Source organism: Cytobacillus firmus, from assembly GCF_023657595.1.
Lineage (GTDB): Bacteria > Bacillota > Bacilli > Bacillales > Cytobacillaceae > Cytobacillus > Cytobacillus firmus_B.
Map to the genome: position 1 here is coordinate 2515568 of NZ_CP098323.1, position 18911 is coordinate 2534478.

Below are 18911 nucleotides of genomic sequence, written 5' to 3' on the forward strand. Positions count from 1 at the left end.
TTCTTCATCTCAGATTTTTTCATCTGCCGCCTGTACAGCATGTTTCAGAAGCACTTTAACGAATCTATTGAATTGTGAAAACCGCGGATCTGCTGTTTGGCCTTTCTTGTAGCGGTAATAGATTTGCTGGCAAATGACGGCCAGCTTAAAATAGGCAAATGTTAAATAAAAATTCATTCTGCTGAGATCACGGCCTGTTTTTCCAGCATAGGCCTCCATAAATTCTCTGCGGGAGTAAAAGCCATTTAGAACTGTTACCGGGGGTTTTCCTAATCCAAACTTGAGCAGATCGGGATCGTCTCCCTGAATCCAATAGCTCATCGCGGCACCAAGATCTGCCAGCGGATCACCTGCCGTTGCCATCTCCCAGTCGAAAAGGCCCGTCATTTCTGTTAAATCCTCATTGAACATTACATTGTTCAGCTTGTAATCATAATGGATGACGGATGGCTCAGGGCTAACCGGGATATGATGGGTCATCCACTTTTTCAGCGTATCCGCTTCAGAAACTTCATCTGTCTTTGCCCGCTCATACCGGCCAATCCAGCCATGCACCTGCCTTTTCATAAATCCATCGGGATTGCTGATTTCCGCTAGACCTGTCCTTTTATAGTCAATGGAATGAAGTTCTGCCAGCTTATCAACCATAATTTGAGACAGTCTTCTGCAAATTTCCTCGTCCCGTTCCATTCCTTCAGGGAATGAGGTATCTAAAACAATTCCATGCCGCCGTTCCATAATGAAAAATGGTGCTCCTGTGATTTCACTATTATTCGTAAACAGGATCGGCTTCGGGGCTTCTTTGAAAAAGGGGTGTATCTCAGAAATCACCCTGTATTCCCTCTCCATGTCATGAGCTTTTGGTGCGACAGGTCCAAGCGGAGGCCTGCGCAGCACGGCTTCCCACTCTCCCATTTTCAGCTGATAGGTAAGATTGGAGTGCCCAGCATGGAACTGAAGAATCTTAAGCGGTTGATTTGGAAGATTAGCCATCTCGTTCCGCAGGAATTTTTCCAATTCAGCGGTATTCAATTGCTCTCCTTTTCTAACGGGAATGGTATCCTGGCTCATTTGCTTCGGCATGTGGTCCTCCTTTTTAAAGGAAAATTAAATTATGTTTCTCTTACATTTTGGTTTAGACCTTCCCTTAGAAGATCAGGTATAACAGCACTTTCCTGTTTGGCGAAATTAAAATAGACGATTACGGCGCTCCCTTTGGCAATAAGGTTTCCTGTCTGAGTGCATACAATTTCATGATCGAGCTGAAAGCTTTTGCTGCCAATCCTTGATACCCAGGTTTTCACCGTTAGGATTTGGTTAAAATATCCCTGGCTTAGAAAGTCGCATTTTGTGGAGGCCAGGATAAAACTCCATTTTTTCACATCCATGCTGTAGCCAAGTGTCTCGAAGTATTTCACCCGTGCTTCTTCAAGGTAAATAAAATAACTTGTATTGTTGATATGGCCAAGAGCATCAGTTTCGCAAAACCTTACTGTTACCTGCATTTCATGCATGATGGCACCCCTTAACTCTTCACCTTATTGGAAGAATACTCATACCAGCCCTTACCTGTCTTTCTCCCCAATTCTCCCTTTGCCACTTTTTCGGCAACACAGTCAAATGGCTTATCTGCAGGATCTCCTGTCTCCCGATAACGCTGATCCATTACATAATAGGCCACATCAAGTCCGGATAAATCCATGAGTTCAAACGGGCCGATTGGGTGGTTCAAGGCTTTCCGGCAGATGATATCGATATCTTTATAGTCGGCAATCCCCTGTTCATACAGAGCCACTGCCTCTTTTTGGAGTGCACCGAGAATGCGGTTTGCGACGAAGCCGGAAATTTCTTTTTTCAAAAGGACAGCTGTTCTATTAATCTTTTCACAGACTTCCATCGCTATTTGTGCGGTTTCTTCAGACGTCTGTTCACTCATGACTACTTCCACACAGTCCATCACAAGAGGTGGAAAGAAGAAATGCATATTAACGACTTTTTCAGGCCGCTCAGTTTCACCGGCTATTAAACTATTAACGATTGTGGAGCTATTGGTTGCAAAGATGGCATGAGGAGGCGCGTACTCTTCCAGTTTTCTGAATACCTCTTTTTTCACATCAAGCTTTTCCGTTACGGCTTCAATGATTAAGTCGGAGTTTAGGACACTTTCCTGAAGGCTGCTGGAGAAACGAAGCTTTCCGAAAGCAGCGGCTTTCGCATCTTCATCCAGCTTCCCCTTGGCAACCCATTTTGACATAATCATCTGCAGCTTAGCCTCGGCATCCTGCAATGCGGCTTCGCTCAAATCCTGGATAATCGTCTCATAGCCTCCAAGAGCACAGAGCATTCCGATCTGGTGGCCCATTTGTCCGGCACCTATAACGGTAATTTGCTTAACATCCTTTGCATTCATCGTTTATCCTCCTTATACTGACCAGTTGGTATGTTTTGCGGGAAAATCAAAATTTCTCAGGTTTTTCAAGAATTCGCTGATAAAATTTAAATTTCGCCGATATATTTAAAAATTCGCTGATAAATATTAAATTTTCGCCGATTTATTTAAAAATTCGCTGATAAATATTAAATTTTCGCCGATAAATTGAAAAACTCACCAATATCTAGCTACATCTCTATCCCCTTTAATATCATTTCCGTAAAGATCTCTGCCACTTCCCTGTCGGATATGCTTCCCTCCGGATTGAACCACTGGTAGCTCCAGTTGGTGACGCCTAAGATTCCAAAGGCGATAATCGGAGAGTGGAGGTTTGCACGGAACTCTCCGTTCTGCTTGCCTTCTTCTATTAATTTTTCGATATTCAGCCTGAACTGATCCCTTTTTGGAATGATTTCCGATAAGCTTTCTTCACTAAGGTTGCGCATTTCCCTGAAAAAGACTTTCGCGCTCGCTCCCTGGGTTTTGATATTGCCCAGCAGCATTTGGACAATCGAAAGGAGTTTGTCTTTGCAGGATTTTGACTCTTCCCCGAGGATTTCCTGCTGATTGGCCAGCATGTCATCTATATAGCGAAGATGGATGTCCATCAGCAGTTGTTCTTTGCTCGAGAAATAGTAATAAAACGTGCCTTTCGTGACACCGAGGCTGTCGACGATATCCTGAATCGATGTTTCGCTGAAACCTTTCTGATCAAATAGCCGGATGCTCTTTTCAGTAATTTTTTCTTTCAATGTCAGTCCCCGCTTCTGTTAGAAAATATCGACAGCATTATATCACAAAACGATTAACTCCGGACTTCATCCCGCAGAGCTCTTCGAAGGATTTTTCCGACATTGGTTTTTGGAAGCTCCTCTCGGAATTCTACAGCCGATGGAATTTTATAGGCAGCCAGGTTCTGCCTGCAGTATGAAATGATTTCTTCTTGGGCCGCCGTTTTACCGGCTTTCAGCACGACGAAAGCTTTAACTGTTTCACCCCGGTAAGGATCCGGGACACCAATGACGACAGCCTCCTGAACTGCAGGATGCTCATAGAGCACTTCCTCAATATCGCGAGGATAAATATTATACCCGCTCGCAATGATCAGGTCTTTCTTACGGTCGACAATATAAAGGAAGCCGTCATCATCCATTCTCGCAATATCACCGGTGTAGAGCCATCCATCCCGTAATGTAACGGCCGTCTCCTCAGGCATATTCCAATATCCTTTCATGATCTGCGGTCCCTTTATGATGACCTCACCGAGTTCTCCATTCGGAACTTCTTCTGTTCCTGTGGCCAAATCGACTACTTTATAATCAGTTGAAGGAAAACCGATTCCGACGCTTCCAGGCTTTCTTTCTGAAAATGGCGGATTGCAGTGTGTTACCGGGGAAGCTTCTGATAAACCATAACCTTCAAGAATTTTTGCTCCCGTCTTTTTTTCAAAATCCCGCAGCAGTTCGACAGGCATAGGCGCGCTGCCGCTATTGCAGGTTTCAATGCTGTCAATGCCATATTCCTCTGCATGCGGATGATTGGTGATGGCCACATACATAGTTGGAACACCAGGAAATACAGATGGCTGCTCATTTTTAATTGTATTTAACACTTCCTCCACATCAAAGCGCGGCAATAAAATCGATTCATTGGCCGTATAAATGGCAAAGTTCATGCAGGCAGTCATGCCAAAAACATGGAACAGCGGAATGACGGTTAAGAATTTTTCCCCGCCTATTTCCGTTCTATCTTTAAAAAATTCATAAGACTGTACCACATTTGCGAGAACATTGTAATGAGTCAGCATGGCTCCTTTTGACCGTCCGGTTGTTCCGCCCGTATATTGAAGAACGGCAATATCCTGCTGGGGCTCAATGTTGACCGGGGTGTATTGTCCACTGGCTTCCTGTATAAAACCTTCGAATGTTTTGTCAGGTGAAAAATCTGCTTCTGTTGGCTGCAGACTGACAATGACTATATTTCTAACCTTCGTTCTGTCTTGAACACCCTTAACCCGGGGATATAGGGCATCAAACACGACAAGAGTTTCAGAACCAGAGTCATTCATGATATGCTCGATCTCGCGCTCAACCAGCATCGGGTTTACTTGAGTAACAATCGCTCCTGCTGCAAGTATTCCATAATAAGCAATCACATATTGCGGGCAATTAGGAAGCATGATGGCAACACGGTCGCCTTTTTGAACACCATTTTTCTGCAGGGATGCGGCAAATCCATAGACGGCTTTTTGAAGTTCCGCGTAATTCATCTTTCGTCCATAAAAAGATAGTGCCATATTCTGCGGATACATCGCTGTCACTTCCTGAAGCATCTCAGGCATCGATTTACTTGGAATGGTTACTTCAGCTGCAATGGATTCAGGATAGTGTGCATGCCAGGTTTTCTTATCGGTCATTTGAAATCCCTCCAACATAATTTGCCATTTTACATTGCATGTGTTCCGCCATCAACAATTAATACGTCTCCCGTCACATAATTTGAAGCATTGGAAGCCAGGAACAATGCGGCGCCTTTCAAATCATCCTCAGAGCCGAAGCGACTGAGCGGTGTTGCGTCCAGGATGGGGTTTCGTCCCTGCTCCATAATCGCCGAGGACATTTTTGTAGGGAAAAAACCTGGAGCAATGGCATTCACATTGATGCCATACCTGCCCCATTTTACAGCCAGGTCCTTTGTCATCGTAATGACTGCCCCTTTGCTGGTGTTATAGCCGATTGTATCCATCACCCTGGGGTCCGTGCCTCCAAGGCCGGCAACAGAGGCAATATTAATGATTTTTCCTGATCCCTGTTCGATCATGACCTTGCCTGCAGCCTGGCTCATTAAAAATGTCCCTGTCACATTTACATTGATGACTTTTTGCCAGGCTTCAAGCGGCATTTCTTCCGCGGGAGCTCCCCAGGTAGCCCCGCTGTTGTTGACCAGAATATCGATAGCCCCAAATTCCTGAACCGTCTCTTCAACCACTTTTTGGACATCCTCCTGTATACTGATGTCACAGGAAAGCGCTAATGTGTTCACACCAAGTGCTGCAAGGCGGTCAGCGGTTTCCTGACATGCCTCCACTTTTCTTGAACAAAGCACAACATTTGCCCCTGCTTCGGCTAATCCTTCGGCAATCTGAGCACCCAGCCCTCGCCCGCCTCCAGTAATCAGTGCAGTCTTTCCGGTTAGGTCAAATAGTTCCATTACCTTCATGATTTTTCAGCTCCTATTGGTAATTTTTCAATTCAAGCTTAGCAATCTGTGCCCGGTGGACTTCATCTGGACCGTCTGCCAATCTCAGCGTTCTGGCATTTGCCCACAGTGCGGCAAGCGGGACATCCTCACTCACTCCAGCTGCTCCAAACGCCTGGATTGCCCGGTCAATTACCTTAAGGGCCATGGATGGCGCCACGACCTTGATCATAGCAATCTCGGTTTTCGCCACTTTGTTGCCGGCAGTATCCATCATATGGGCAGCTTTAAGCGTTAATAGTCTTGCCTGCTCAATTTCAATCCGGGAATCCGCTATCCATTCACGGATGACACCCTGGCTTGCGAGCGTTTTGCCAAAAGCAGTTCGATTTTGTACACGCTTACATAATTCCTCAAGAGCGCGCTCTGCTGCCCCGATCAGCCTCATGCAATGATGGATGCGTCCCGGACCCAGCCTGCCCTGTGCAATGGCGAACCCTTTCCCTTCACCCCAAATGATATTTTCAGCAGGAACTCTGACATTGTCGTATGTAATTTCAGCATGGCCATGTGGAGCGTGATCATAGCCAAACACCGGAAGCATCCTCTCTATTTTTACTCCGGGGGTATCCATAGGAACAAGAATCATGGATTGCTGTTCATGACGGTTTGCGTCCGGATCGGTTTTTCCCATAAAGATCGCTATACGGCACCTCGGATCTCCCGCACCTGAAGACCACCACTTCCGTCCATTGATGACATATTCTGTACCCTGCTTTTCAATCCGCGCTTCAATATTTGTGGCATCAGAGGAGGCCACATCCGGCTCTGTCATCGAAAAGCAGGATCGGATGTCCCCTTCTAACAGCGGCTTTAACCAATCATTCTTCTGCTGCTCCGTGCCGTATCTTGCGAGCACTTCCATGTTGCCGGTATCAGGTGCATTGCAGTTGAAGATTTCCGGTGCAATCATTGATCGCCCCATAATCTCACAAAGCGGGGCATATTCCACGTTCGTGAGTCCTGCGCCATACTCGCTCTCCGGTAAAAATAAGTTCCATAACCCTGCAGCTTTCGCCTTGCGTTTCAGCTCTTCCATAATCGGCGGAATAGCACTCCATCGATTTTCCTGTTCATTCAATTGCTGTTCATATGAAGCTTCGTTCGGATAAACGTTCTCTTCCATAAACACATTTAATTTCCCTATGAGCTCCTGAACTTTTGGTGAGTATGAGAAATCCAAATTCCTGTCCCTCCTCCACTAACTGACCGGTCGGTATGTTACAAGTTTAGTATAAACAATCTCTGAAATTAATCAACTAATTTTCTGAAAATTTATTTTTTTTTTTTTGCTAGTCTCCTATTATTCTAGTTCGCTCCCCGAACTACTTTAGTCCTACAATGACTTCTTTTTCAGCTTTTCCAACTTTAAACTCCTCAATTTATACTATTCTAAATTTTTTGACACATTCAACTCTCTTACTCTATTATTGATTTGAAATTAGATGAGGAGGAACTTAGCAGATGAAAAAACTAGTAAAGAAACGCACTATACCGGTAATTCTGTCTGTAGCCTTGCTGGCTGCACCTGCCGTTCAGGCTGAAACTCCCTACTACGGGAAATCCTACAGCCAGCCTGAACAAGTCAGACACCTTTTTCCTGCCATTGAAGTGAAGGACAATACTCCTGCCTTTTCAAGGGAAGGTGAAGCAGCGTTTACTTCTCAAGAAGAAATGATGTCTTACATAAAACAGCTCGAAGCTAAAAGTCCTTACCTCACTGTTAAAACAATCGGAACATCCCAGGAAGGCCGTGAAATACCAGCTCTTTATTTTACAAAGGACAAGCAGATCAGGTCAGGCTATTTATCAAAAAAGCCGATTGTATGGGTTCAGAGCCAGATCCATGGCAACGAGCCTGCCAGCGGTGAATCCATCCTGGCCCTGGCCAATAGGCTTACAGGTGATTTGGGCAAAGAGCTGCTGGATGATATCAATATTATCGTCATTCCAAGGGTAAATCCTGATGGCTCCTTTGATTTTAAACGGCAGCTTGCCAACGGCCTGGACGGTAACCGGGATCATATCAAACTTGAATCACCTGAGGTCCAGGCCATTCATAAGGAATTCAATAAGTATTTACCGGAGGTCGTGATTGATGCTCATGAATATTCCGTGTACAGCAGCGCTTTTAATCAAGTTGGAGAACAGGGAGCGTTGAAGTACCACGATATTCTGATCCAGTCAGGCCGAAACCTCAATATTCCGGAAAAAATCCGTCAGGCTTCCGACAGTTTATTCGTGGGACCAACCATGGAAGAGCTAGAGAATAACGGCATCTCCGCGGAAATTTACTATACAGCCGGCCTGGATGACCAGGGTAAAATTGAAATTATCGAGGGCTCCACTGAACCAAGGATTGGCCGCAATGCATTCGGACTTCAGCCTGCATTCTCCTTCCTCGTAGAAAGCAGGGGCATTGGCATTGGACGTGAGGATTTTGAGCGCAGAGTGAGCGCCCAAATCGCCACTCACGAGAGTATTCTTAAGCAAACGGCAAGTCATGCAAAACAAATAGAAAATCTGGTCGCATTTGAAAGACTTAATCTGATCAAAAAAGGCTTACTGCCAAATGACAATGATCCAATCATCATTGATAGTGAAAACAAAGAACTGGAGAATGAAACACTTGAAATGGTAGACATCGCAACCGGCACTGTTCAGGATATTCCTGTAAATTACTTAAGTGCTACCGATGCTGAACCAACATTGGTAAGGGAAAGACCTACTGCTTATCTAATAATGCCAGGATATGAGGATGTAGCTGAAAAATTAAAGGCTCAAGGGTTAAAGGCCTTTAAACTTCCGAAAAATGTCAGCCTTCCTGCTGAAGCCTTTACAGTTACTTCCAAGGAAGGTGCAGGGGAATATGAAGGCAGGAATCTGGCAGAAGTTGAAACTGAGCTGACGAAGAAGGACGTCACATTTCCGAAAGGCAGCTATGTATTTTTAACTGCTCAGCCTCAAACCAATCTGCTTTCCCTCTCGCTCGAGCCTGAATCTGTAGACAGTTATACGACATTTGGCTATATCCCTTCTGAAGTTGGGAAGGAATTGCCGATATACCGTTTTACCATTGATCCGAAGAAATCAAATATGAAACCATTTTTGAAATAAAGAATAAGAGGCTGACGGATTTGTCAGCTTCCATGGGATGTTTCAGCTGTCCTTCAAAGACAGCAGTATAGCCCATTGATTACTTTTTTAAATGGTTCTGTTAAATTCAGATGTTGATTAATATGTAATAAATTTGGGGAACCATCATTTGTCGAGGTTCCCTTTTTTTTCAGCTAATGCCCCCGTTTGTCCAACTAGGAGACAGAACGACTGTTTCTAAAAAGACAGTCGTCCCATCTGAAATTTCAGCGTGTTTAGATAAGTGAAAGTGTTTCTCTATATATGTCAGTATATCGTCTGTCTATTTAATTTTCTCCGCCAACTCTAAAATAATTCCCTCTGGACCACGAACGTAGCATAACTTATAACTTTCTTCATATTGCTGTATCTCACTAAAGGTTTCCGTGCCCTTCTGTTTTAGTTTTGCAACAATAGCTTCAATATCTTCAACAGCAAAGCAAATATGTCGGATACCCAGCGTATTTGCAAAAGGCTGCTGAATATCTCTTTCATCTGAAGGCGTATAAAATTTGACCAACTCTATCCATGCCTGACCATCCGGCATCCCTAATCCAACACATGCCGTTTTAACTTCATTAAGCCCAACTATTCTGTCCAACTGTTTTCCATCCAATTCCCATTCCGCTTGTACTTCAAGTCCTAAATCAAGAAAAAACGCTTTAGCCTCTGAAAGATCATTTACGTTTATACTGACATGATCTATTCTATTAATCTTCATATCTAATACCTCCTTGAGATCATGTGCTCTTCACAGAATTATTCAACAAACTGTTTGCAGATTACTACCATGATAGTTAAATAAGCCTATACAGCGAATTTTTTGATAAGCATAAACTATAATTATTCTGTAACAATTTGTCCCCTTATTTTATCCTTTAGCCAATTGGCGTACTTTTTCCTTTATTAACCCAGCGCCCATCAGTCCCATCAGTGAGAAGATGACCGGTATAATAAATCCATACTGGTAGCCTGCTTCAAATGTATCCAAAACCTTTCCGAAGATAAATGGCAGCAGAACTGCGCTCAGAAATCCGCCGGTGTTGGCAAATCCTGAAACGACACCTACATCCCGAATGTCAAATGATTTTCTGACAATCGCAAACGTCAGCGTACTTGCCCCATTACCATAACCCATAATCAGGAAAAGAACGATCAGGAGCGGATATGGAGGCTTACCCTGAAATAACAGAAAAGTTGCCCAGCCAAGGACGGCGATTGTGTGGGCAAAAAGATAAGGACGTTTGATGCTGCCCATCCGGCCTGATAGAAAGCTCATTAACGGTGCACCAATGATGGCACCAAACAATCCGATCATAACCAGCTGGCTGGAATCGGAACGGCTCAGATTATACATGTCCATGCCATACGGAACAGCCCACGACCCGATGAAACCGACATAAGTGCCGACCAGGCCAAAATGGCAGAAGAACGTGGCCCATGCCTGGCGATCAGAAAAAATTCTCTTTAATATGCTTGCTGTTTTTTCTTTTGGCTGTTTCTTATCTTTAGGTTTTTTACGCTCTATGCCCATTCGGGAAGGCTGCCAGATTAATATGATATACAGCAATACGGCAAGAATGGTCAAAATAATGCCGACTGCCAAAAACGGAATACGCCAGCCCCATATTGAAATCCAAATGGAAAATGGGACAGTCGCGAGCAAAAATCCAAAGCTGCCCGACATGCCTGCAAAGCCAAGCAGCTTCACAAATTCATTTACCTTAAACCATCTGCCTAAAATGATGACAATATTAATCCAAATCGTTGCATCACCTATTCCAACCAGCATCCTTGCCGCGAAGAGAATGTACTCATTTGCGGCAAAGCTGAAAAATAACGTCCCTATTCCATTCAGAAGAGTTCCGGCGATTAAAAATACATTAGGGCCAAAACGGTCGGATAATATCCCAATCGGAACCTGGAGGCTGGCATAGGCAAAAAATTGGATGCTCGTCAGAAGCCCAATGGCCGCAGCTGTCACGCCAAATTCCTTCATTAATTGATCAGTAATTAAACCAGGGGCTGTCCTTTGGCTCACGATCAAAAAGTATGCAAATAAAACCGCGCCAAAGACGAGCCACCTGTATTTGCTGTTATGTTTCTCCACTTCACTCTGCTCCTAATTTTATAAAGAATACCCTCCATTATACCCTAAAAAAAGGCAGCTGTCCCCCACTGCGTTAAAGCGGTGGACTGACAGGTGCCTTTGGCCTGGTTATTCTTTTACAAAATCCTTCGTGCTTCTTACTGTATCGATCGGACGGACATAGCTTTCGATCTGGTCCCTTTTCGGCTCAAGGAATGGCGGCAGTGACAGCTTTTCACCAAGTGTTTCATAAGGCTCGTCCCCCATGAACCCAGGTCCATCCGTTGCGAATTCAAATAAAATCTGCGGAGCAACCCGGGAATATAAAGAACCGAAGAAGAAGCGGTCGACAAAACCTGAAGTCTGGAAACCAAAGCCTCTCAAATGCTGATCCCATTCCTCAAGAACAGATTTATCTTCCACGCGGAATGCAGCATGATGGACGGTTCCGTAACCCTGGCGTGCTTGCGGAAGAGATGGATTATATTCCACAACCACCTGTGCCCCATTTCCGCCTTCGCCAACTTCAAACAAATGGAAATCTCCTTCTTCAGCGATTTCCTTAAAGTGCAGCACTTTTTCCATCATTTCCTTAAAATAATCAAATTGAGCAACCCTTACAAAAAGCGGCCCCAGACCTGTGATCGCGTACTCCAGCGGGATTGGCCCTTTCTGCCATGGCGTTCCTGATGGTACTCCTTTATTGGCTTCATCCGAGATCAATTGATATTTTTGATCATCAAAATCTGTGAATGACAGAGTCTTCTTACCGAACTGCTCCTGGATGCCGGAATGGGGAACCTCTAAGCGGTCAAATCGCTTTACCCAATAATCGAGCGCTTCATCTGTCGGAACCCGGAAGGACGTTTTCGATATTTCATCTGTTCCGTGAGAGCCCTTCGGAATCCCTGGAAAATCAAAAAATGTCATATCCGTTCCGGGACTTCCTGTATCATCTGCAAAAAATAAGTGATAGGTTTGAATATCATCCTGATTGACGGTCTTCTTTACTAAACGCATTCCTAATGTATATGTGAAAAACTCATAATTTTTTTCTGCACTGCTGGTGATGGCTGTAACATGGTGAATGCCTTTTAATTGATTCAAGTGGACTTCCTCCCCTTTGTTATCTATCTTAAAATAAAATATCTTTAATTCGAGATAATTTTACTTTATCACGGTATATTGCTGGTGTCAATATTACCTGGGGCCTTAGAAAAAGGATTTAATAATGTCTTCCTCATGATTGCATTCCTTGCAGATGTATTCGATTTCCAGTGCATCTTCCCTGGCGATGTGGACCGTTTCTTTCCCGCAGACTTCGCAATATCTTTTTTCCGTAACTTCCTTCATTATTCCATCTCCTGTTCATGTGCCGTTTATCGCAGTCTAACGGGCAGTAAGACCCCCACTTCAAGACTCAGAGGAATTAAAAGAGGATAAGTGGGGGTCAAACTGCCCGTAAAGGCCCGATTGGTTCAACTAACACTCAGTGGGGAATAAGGAAAACCCCCACTGAGTGAAGTTTCACTTTATCTTGGTTTAACCATAATTTTAATTTCTAAACGCAAAAAAAAACCAGCTCCCATTGGGAACTGGTTTGATTACAGTATGTACAGCCGCCATTGCCGTAAATAATGATAAGAAAGTTTTAAACCACCACTCCTCAAAGTGGGTGTTCGCAGAAACATTCCTGCCTGTCCTCCTTGTCTTATAGACGGAGGCCTGTCATTCCCGTTTCAATGTAAAACTCCCTATTACAGCTTAAAGGTTAAAACTTTATTATGATTACGCACAATGCAGCTTGTATTTATATATTAACGGATACGGAGTAATTTTTCAATGGGCATGCTCAGGTTTTTTATTGTATGAAAAGGGGTTAAGAAATTATTGTTGAACGAAGGATATTAAATGAAACAAAACCCAATTATTTTATCTATTATGACCATCTTACTATTAATCGGATGTTCTAAAGATGCCTCCAATGAATTTGACCTGAAGCAGCTGACTAGAGTTGATATTTCAGAAGAAAAAAGTGAAAAAGAATTCATCATTACAGAAAAAGAGAAGATTATATCCCTAAGAAAGATAATCTCAAGAATTGAATGGGAGCGGGACATAAAGCCCCAGATGGCTGAAAAAGAAGATATGATAGCCACTGTATTCTTTACTTATGATAAAAATATGCCAGAGAGATTGACTGAGTATTCCATATGGTTCAGTGAGAAAGACGGATCTGCAGCAATTTTTCACAGAGAAAAAAATACATTAGGAACCTTAGACAAAAAAAATGGCCAAGCCCTTAGAGAACTCCTAAATAATAACTGAAAAGCAGATGTGTATTTTAGTTTTGTTTCTGCTTAGTGCTGTATTAATCCTTTTGGGGAGCGTTTTTTCCGGGTCTTACTCTTTTTGGGCTTCATGACTGCTCTAGGACGACTATTTTCTCCTCGCCTCTCCTATTTTGGACGTCATAACTCCTCTATGGCGACCGTTTCCTACGCAGCGCTCCTATTTTAGGCGTCATGATTGCTCTATGATGTCCATTTTGTATTCGTCTTCCTAATTTGGGCGTCATGAACCCTCTGTAGCGACCATTTTATCTGCGTCTCTCCTATTTTGGACGTCATAATCTCTCTAGAACGACCATTTCCTCCTTGCCTCTCCTATATTGGTCGACATAAATCCTCTATAGCGACCGTTTTCTCCTCACTCTTCAATAGTGTTCTACATAAGTATATCCCACTGCCAATTCAGCCCATTTTGTAATACATTTCCCACTTTTAACAAATACTTTTTAAATAGAACGAAATGAATAGGCGGTGGTGTATTATGGACGGAGAAAAATTCACCTTTTACCTGGATGAAAAAGAAATCCAAGCAAAGCCGGGACAGTCGATTTTTGAGGCGGCGCGGGATCATAAACACTTTCTCCCGGGGATTTGTTCTTCCCAGCCGGATTTAGGGGTTGGCGTCATTCAGACGTGCGATACCTGCTACGTGGAGATTGATGGCGAATTGAGAAGGTCCTGTGCGACTAAAGCCGAACCGGATCTAGGAGTAAGTTCGGTGTCGGAGCTGGCAAAGGAAGCACAGCTTGAAGGAATGTCCCGCATATTAAAAAATCATGAGCTATACTGCACGGTTTGTGATAACAATAATGGAAACTGTGTGGTGCATAACACTGCCGAGCATTTTAAGATTGAGCATCAGAAATATGAATTTAAGCCAAAGCCGTACCCGCAGGATAATTCGAATCCTTTTTACCGCTATGAGCCTGATCAATGCATTCTTTGCGGTCTTTGTGTGGAAGCGTGCCAGGATCTGCAGGTGAGCGAGGTGCTGAGCATTGCCTGGGACCGGGAGCAGCCGCGTGTGATTTGGGATAATGATGTGCCGATTAATGAATCCTCTTGTGTATCCTGCGGGCATTGTGTGACGGTGTGCCCATGCAATGCATTAATGGAGAAATCGATGCTCGGCAAAGCAGGCTATCTTACGAATATTCCAAAGCCGCTTCTTGAGCCGATGATTGATTTAACAAAAGAAGTTGAGCCAGGCTATAAAGAGATTTTTGCTATATCCAATGTAGAGGCAGCAATGCGGGAAGCCCGTATTAAGCGCACCAAAACAGTCTGCACCTATTGCGGAGTCGGCTGCAGCTTCGAGGTTTGGACGAAAGACCGGGAGATTCTCAAAATCCAGCCTTCACCTGAAGCCCCTGTTAATGGGATTTCAACTTGTGTGAAGGGAAAATTCGGCTGGAGCTTTGTAAACAGCAAAGAGCGCCTCACCAAGCCCCTAATCAGAAAAGGCGAAAAATTCTATGAAGCGACATGGGATGAGGCTCTTTCTTTAATTGCGGAGAAATTCACAGGCATCAAAGAAGAAACTGGGCCGGATGCCCTCGGCTTTATCGCATCTTCCAAGTGTTCCAACGAGGAAAACTATCTGTTCCAGAAGCTTGCCAGGGCCATTTTTAAAACGAATAACATCGATAATTGTTCAAGATACTGTCAGACACCTGCCTCGATGGGGCTCATCCGCACAGTTGGCATTGGCGGGGACTCAGGTACGATGAAGGATATTGCCAGCTCGGATTTAATTATTGTTGTCGGGGCGAACCCGGCAGAATCACATCCTGTTCTGGCAACCCGAATCAAACGGTCGCATAAATTGGCAGACCAGAAGCTGATTGTAGCTGACCTTCGGAAAAATGATCTGGCGGACCGGGCTGATTTGCATATCCATCCGAAACCGGGCACGGATCTTGTATGGCTTTCAGCTGTAACGAAATACTTTTTTGACCAGGGATGGGAAGACCGTGAATTTCTTAACACGCGTGTGAATCAAGTGGATGAATACAAAAAGTCCCTTGAAAAATTCACGCTGGATTATGCGGAAGAAACAACCGGGATCGCAAAAGAAACACTAATCAAAATGGCTGAAATGATTCATGATGCTAAAGGCACATGCATTTTATGGGCCATGGGTGTTACCCAGCACTTAGGCGGCACGGATACAAGCACCGCGATTTGCAACCTGCTTTTAGTTACAGGCAATTTTGGCAAGCCGGGTGCGGGCGCCTACCCTCTGCGCGGCCACAATAACGTGCAGGGTGCGAGTGATTTTGGGACAATGCCTACCTGGCTTCCGGGATATCAGCCAATAGAAAATGACGAAATACGCACCCGCTTTGAACAAGCCTGGGGCACAGAACTTCCAATAAACCCTGGTCTCAACAATCATCAGATTGTAGAAGCCATCCAGGCTGGCAAAGTAAAGGCAATGTATCTTTTTGGCGAAGAAATGGGCCTTGTGGATTCGAATATCAATTATGTTCACCAAGCCTTTGAAAAACTGGATTTCTTTGTCGTGCAGGATATTTTCTTTTCCAAGACGGCCCAATTTGCGGATGTGATTCTGCCGGCAGCGCCAAGCCTTGAAAAAGACGGCACCTTCACGAATACAGAGCGGCGGATCCAGCGATTTAATAAAGTTTTCGAGCCGCTCGGAGACAGCAAACCGGATTGGCTCATTTTTCAGGAGCTGGCCAACAAGCTTGGGGCAAACTGGCATTATAACGATCCAGGTGAAATTATGGATGAAGCCGCTAAGCTTTCGCCTGTTTTTGCCGGTGTCAGCTACAAGCGACTTGAAAACTGGGAAAGTCTTGTTTGGCCTGTTGCTCCGGATGGAACGGATACACCTTTACTCTACAAGGATCAATTTCATTTTCCGGATGGAAAAGCCCGCTTAATTACTGTGGATTGGACTCCTCCTTTTGAAGCCGGAGAGGAATATGACCTTCATTTGAACAATGGAAGAATCCTGGAGCATTTCCATGAAGGCAATATGACCTATCAATCCGAAGGAATTTCCTATAAGGTGCCGGAGCTATGGCTGGAGGTTTCTCCTGAACTGGCAGACGAGCGGAACATCAAAACCGGCAGTCTTGTGCGACTCACCTCCCCTTACGGCCATGTCAAAGTAAAAGTATGGGTGACAGATCAGGTTAAGGGGAAAGAACTGTATTTGCCGATGCATTCAACTGAAGGAATGGGAGCAGTCAACAAGCTAACCAGCAGCTATCATGACAAAATTACCCATACGCCGAACTACAAGGAAATGCAGGTGAAAATGGAAGTGCTGGAACGGGACGGCGATTCACCGCTTCCTCATCACAACTTCAGGTTTGGCAACCCGCAGCCGCATATTGGCGTCGAAACAGAGAAAAAATGGAGCCGGGACGACTTCATCTCCATTCCGGAAATGCTGAAAAAGGAGGGTATCTACGATGGCGAAAGCGATCAAGCAAATTGAACTGGTTCAGCCTTCAGCCGAGGAAGAGCAAACACAGGATATAGCGGGTCTTTTAACACAGCTCAGCCAGAATCGTGAGGCCCTCTCAAGTGCCATCGATATCATCGGACAGCTGCAAAAGTCTGGAATACTTGATATTATCCAGGGATTTCTGCATTCGAAAGAAAAAGTGGCTGCCATTGCGATTGACCAGGTTAACCAGCCGAACATGCACAATATCATCCGCAACGGTTTTAATACCGTCGATTTTCTGGGCTCCCTCGATCCGCAGCAGATGAATATCATGATGAGTGCTGTCACAAAAGGCCTTGATGAATCGGCAGAAGTGATGAAAAGGAATGAAAAGACCGGTGTGCTCGGGCTTATGAAAGCGCTGCGTGATCCTGATATTAATCTGGCCATCAATTCTATGCTCGGTTTTCTCAAAGGGATGGGCAGGGAAATGGGCAAAGAGCACAGTCATTATAAAACAGGAGAGTGATTTTTAATGATTACTCGAACAGTATCTATTGAAAACATGAATCAGACGGATGAAGAAAAACTAAGCAAAGCTCTGTATGATGTCTGGGGTGTACGGAAGATTAAGCTGAATTCCATGAGTGGTGAAGCAGTTATTTCATTTGATGAAGATGCTGCTTCCTTCATGGATTTTGAACAGGCTATTAAAGACTGCGGATATAATATTCTATCAAGTGATGATTAAGGGGGTTTTACTTTGGCAAAGGTCTGTGAAATCTGCGGGCACATAGAGGAAACGGAAGAAGAGGAATACAGTCTTGATATGCTGGTTATCTGCCCGGATTGCTCTAATGACCGCGTTCATCCATTTTCATTCGAAAAATAAAAAAGAACTCCTGCCAGCTGACCCGGCAGGAGCTTTTCTCTTTATTCAGTCACAAGCTGGCCGCTTGTTCTTTTTTCTTTCTTAGCCGTTCTGATTTTCTTGATGTCGCGCTTCATCAGCAGGGAAACAATGAAGCCGATGGCAAGCATGGTGCCAAATACATAGAAGGTAATCGTATAGCTTTGCGTATTTTCATAGATGCTCGAGACAAGCATAGGTCCGACCACACCGGCGATCGACCACGATGTAAGCAGATAGCCATGAATCGCGCCAAGCTGTTTGGTTCCAAACAGGTCTCCGATAAAGGCCGGAAGCGATGCAAATCCGCCCCCATAGCATGAAACAATGATATAGAGGAAAACAGAAAAGACAAACGAGTTTGTGATGAATGGAAGAATGAAGAATGCAGCAACCTGGATCAGGAAGAAGGTCATATATGTATTTCCTCTTCCAAGATAATCGGATGCAGACGCCCAGCCAATTCTTCCGCCTCCATTAAAGAGGCCCATAATGCCTACAATGCTAGCTGCGGTGATGGCGCTGGCTCCAGTGATTTCCTGTGCCATTGGTGCGGCAACGGAGAGAATCATGATGCCTGCAGAAATATTGATGAACATCATAAACCAAAGCAGCCAGAAACGCTTCGTCTTAATTGCTTCATTGGCAGTCATCTGTGCCAGGTCCGCTTTTACCGGCCTCTCTTCCTTGTTCTCTTCCATTCCTTCAGGTGCCCATCCTTCAGGCGGCTTAGCGATGTAAAGCGCTCCTAAAATCATCAGTACAAAATAACTGATTCCAAGGATGTAGAAGGTTGTCGGAATTGATGTGGCAATCATTAATCTGCTGGCAATCGGGCTTGTAATGAGGGCCCCTGCACCGAAGCCCATAACTGCCATCCCTGTGGCAAGTCCCCTTCTGTCAGGAAACCATTTTACCAGTGTAGAGACAGGTGCAATATAGCCAAAGCCGAGACCCAGCCCCCCAATGACACCGAAGAAAATCAGGAATAGGATATAGTTCTCCAATTGAATGGCAAACCCGGATCCAATAATCCCAATTCCAAAGAAGACAGCAGCAATCATTGCTGACACTCTTGGCCCCCGCTTTTCTACAAACCGGCCAAAAAAGGCTGCCGCAATTCCCAGAATAAAAATGGCAATGGTAAATGCCAGTGAGATATCGGTCTTTTCCCAGCCTAGCGTTTCTTTCAATGGATTTTGATAAACGCTGTATGCATAGACCGAACCAATTGATAAATGAATGGCGACGGCTGAAAGGGCAATCAGCCATCTGTTCTTGTTCGTCATAAATAACCCCTTTCCCTGAATATT

General features: G+C 44.4%; 18 protein-coding genes and 1 other RNA gene. 6 read left to right on the forward strand and 13 right to left on the reverse strand.

What is annotated here, in order from left to right; all coding sequences use genetic code 11:
- Positions 1-9: 9 nt before the first annotated feature.
- The 7 genes from NAF01_RS12775 to NAF01_RS12805 form a co-directional block, all read right to left on the reverse strand.
- On the reverse strand, positions 10-1083 hold the full coding sequence (locus NAF01_RS12775; RefSeq protein WP_250800337.1) for a phosphotransferase family protein: 1074 nt from the start codon (positions 1081-1083) through the stop codon (positions 10-12).
- Positions 1084-1112: 29 nt separating this feature from the next.
- Positions 1113-1514 carry an acyl-CoA thioesterase gene (locus NAF01_RS12780; RefSeq protein WP_197249837.1) on the reverse strand — a complete coding sequence of 134 codons (402 nt, stop codon included), beginning with the start codon at positions 1512-1514 and terminating at the stop codon, positions 1113-1115.
- Positions 1515-1525: 11 nt separating this feature from the next.
- Positions 1526-2410 (reverse strand): 3-hydroxyacyl-CoA dehydrogenase family protein, encoded by an 885-nt coding sequence (locus tag NAF01_RS12785; protein ID WP_250800338.1) that lies wholly within the window; start codon positions 2408-2410, stop codon positions 1526-1528.
- 209 nt (positions 2411-2619) lie between these two features.
- Positions 2620-3183 carry a TetR/AcrR family transcriptional regulator gene (locus NAF01_RS12790; protein WP_250800340.1) on the reverse strand — a complete coding sequence of 188 codons (564 nt, stop codon included), beginning with the start codon at positions 3181-3183 and terminating at the stop codon, positions 2620-2622.
- Between the two features lie 53 nt (positions 3184-3236).
- The gene (locus tag NAF01_RS12795) at positions 3237-4847 is read right to left on the reverse strand and encodes a long-chain-fatty-acid--CoA ligase (RefSeq protein WP_250800341.1); all 1611 of its coding nucleotides are present in this window, start codon (positions 4845-4847) and stop codon (positions 3237-3239) included.
- A 29-nt stretch (positions 4848-4876) separates the two neighbouring features.
- Positions 4877-5650 carry an SDR family oxidoreductase gene (locus tag NAF01_RS12800; RefSeq protein ID WP_250800343.1) on the reverse strand — a complete coding sequence of 258 codons (774 nt, stop codon included), beginning with the start codon at positions 5648-5650 and terminating at the stop codon, positions 4877-4879.
- Between the two features lie 13 nt (positions 5651-5663).
- Positions 5664-6872: an acyl-CoA dehydrogenase gene (locus tag NAF01_RS12805; protein ID WP_250800344.1), complete on the reverse strand. Its 1209-nt coding sequence runs from the start codon at positions 6870-6872 to the stop codon at positions 5664-5666.
- 281 nt (positions 6873-7153) lie between these two features.
- Here NAF01_RS12805 and NAF01_RS12810 point away from each other — a divergent pair, with 281 nt between their 5' ends.
- Positions 7154-8806: a M14 family metallopeptidase gene (locus NAF01_RS12810; RefSeq protein ID WP_250800346.1), complete on the forward strand. Its 1653-nt coding sequence runs from the start codon at positions 7154-7156 to the stop codon at positions 8804-8806.
- A 301-nt stretch (positions 8807-9107) separates the two neighbouring features.
- Here the strand turns inward: NAF01_RS12810 and NAF01_RS12815 are convergent, their stop codons facing one another.
- The 5 genes from NAF01_RS12815 to ssrS form a co-directional block, all read right to left on the reverse strand.
- On the reverse strand, positions 9108-9545 hold the full coding sequence (locus NAF01_RS12815; RefSeq protein ID WP_250800347.1) for a VOC family protein: 438 nt from the start codon (positions 9543-9545) through the stop codon (positions 9108-9110).
- Positions 9546-9695: 150 nt separating this feature from the next.
- Positions 9696-10934: an MFS transporter gene (locus NAF01_RS12820; RefSeq protein WP_250800349.1), complete on the reverse strand. Its 1239-nt coding sequence runs from the start codon at positions 10932-10934 to the stop codon at positions 9696-9698.
- Positions 10935-11042: 108 nt separating this feature from the next.
- A complete protein-coding gene (locus tag NAF01_RS12825; protein ID WP_250800351.1) occupies positions 11043-12020 on the reverse strand; it encodes a ring-cleaving dioxygenase in 978 nt (325 codons plus the stop codon).
- Between the two features lie 105 nt (positions 12021-12125).
- Entirely contained in the window at positions 12126-12266 is a 141-nt protein-coding gene (locus NAF01_RS12830; protein ID WP_175609081.1) for a hypothetical protein, read from the reverse strand.
- A gap of 259 nt (positions 12267-12525) precedes the next feature.
- Positions 12526-12722: non-coding RNA, 6S RNA (ssrS, locus tag NAF01_RS12835), on the reverse strand.
- A 102-nt stretch (positions 12723-12824) separates the two neighbouring features.
- Here ssrS and NAF01_RS12840 point away from each other — a divergent pair.
- The 5 genes from NAF01_RS12840 to NAF01_RS24985 all read left to right on the forward strand — a co-directional run bounded on the left by NAF01_RS12840 (position 12825) and on the right by NAF01_RS24985 (position 17580).
- Positions 12825-13241, forward strand: coding sequence for a YhfM domain-containing protein (locus NAF01_RS12840; protein ID WP_250800353.1), 417 nt, complete (start codon positions 12825-12827; stop codon positions 13239-13241).
- Between the two features lie 504 nt (positions 13242-13745).
- A complete protein-coding gene (gene fdhF / locus NAF01_RS12845) occupies positions 13746-16736 on the forward strand; it encodes a formate dehydrogenase subunit alpha (RefSeq protein ID WP_250800355.1) in 2991 nt (996 codons plus the stop codon).
- Positions 16711-17217 carry a helical membrane plugin domain-containing protein gene (locus tag NAF01_RS12850; RefSeq protein WP_250800356.1) on the forward strand — a complete coding sequence of 169 codons (507 nt, stop codon included), beginning with the start codon at positions 16711-16713 and terminating at the stop codon, positions 17215-17217. Before fdhF ends, NAF01_RS12850 begins: the two co-directional genes overlap by 26 nt.
- Positions 17218-17223: 6 nt before the next feature.
- A complete protein-coding gene (locus tag NAF01_RS12855) occupies positions 17224-17439 on the forward strand; it encodes a heavy-metal-associated domain-containing protein (protein WP_197249829.1) in 216 nt (71 codons plus the stop codon).
- A gap of 12 nt (positions 17440-17451) precedes the next feature.
- Positions 17452-17580, forward strand: coding sequence for a zinc ribbon-containing protein (locus NAF01_RS24985; RefSeq protein WP_258750365.1), 129 nt, complete (start codon positions 17452-17454; stop codon positions 17578-17580).
- Between the two features lie 41 nt (positions 17581-17621).
- Here the strand turns inward: NAF01_RS24985 and NAF01_RS12860 are convergent, their stop codons facing one another.
- Positions 17622-18887 carry an L-lactate MFS transporter gene (locus NAF01_RS12860; protein WP_250800358.1) on the reverse strand — a complete coding sequence of 422 codons (1266 nt, stop codon included), beginning with the start codon at positions 18885-18887 and terminating at the stop codon, positions 17622-17624.
- Positions 18888-18911: the final 24 nt, after the last annotated feature.

Coding starts and splice junctions, on each gene's coding strand:
- NAF01_RS12775 (WP_250800337.1), bottom strand. CDS start 1,083: ATGCCGAAGCAAATGAGCCAGGATACCATTCCCGTTAGAAAAGGAGAG.
- NAF01_RS12780 (WP_197249837.1), bottom strand. CDS start 1,514: ATGCATGAAATGCAGGTAACAGTAAGGTTTTGCGAAACTGATGCTCTT.
- NAF01_RS12785 (WP_250800338.1), bottom strand. CDS start 2,410: ATGAATGCAAAGGATGTTAAGCAAATTACCGTTATAGGTGCCGGACAA.
- NAF01_RS12795 (WP_250800341.1), bottom strand. CDS start 4,847: ATGACCGATAAGAAAACCTGGCATGCACACTATCCTGAATCCATTGCA.
- NAF01_RS12800 (WP_250800343.1), bottom strand. CDS start 5,650: ATGAAGGTAATGGAACTATTTGACCTAACCGGAAAGACTGCACTGATT.
- NAF01_RS12810 (WP_250800346.1), top strand. CDS start 7,154: ATGAAAAAACTAGTAAAGAAACGCACTATACCGGTAATTCTGTCTGTA.
- NAF01_RS12815 (WP_250800347.1), bottom strand. CDS start 9,545: ATGAAGATTAATAGAATAGATCATGTCAGTATAAACGTAAATGATCTT.
- NAF01_RS12830 (WP_175609081.1), bottom strand. CDS start 12,266: ATGAAGGAAGTTACGGAAAAAAGATATTGCGAAGTCTGCGGGAAAGAA.
- NAF01_RS12840 (WP_250800353.1), top strand. CDS start 12,825: ATGAAACAAAACCCAATTATTTTATCTATTATGACCATCTTACTATTA.
- fdhF (WP_250800355.1), top strand. CDS start 13,746: ATGGACGGAGAAAAATTCACCTTTTACCTGGATGAAAAAGAAATCCAA.
- NAF01_RS12850 (WP_250800356.1), top strand. CDS start 16,711: ATGGCGAAAGCGATCAAGCAAATTGAACTGGTTCAGCCTTCAGCCGAG.
- NAF01_RS12855 (WP_197249829.1), top strand. CDS start 17,224: ATGATTACTCGAACAGTATCTATTGAAAACATGAATCAGACGGATGAA.
- NAF01_RS12860 (WP_250800358.1), bottom strand. CDS start 18,887: ATGACGAACAAGAACAGATGGCTGATTGCCCTTTCAGCCGTCGCCATT.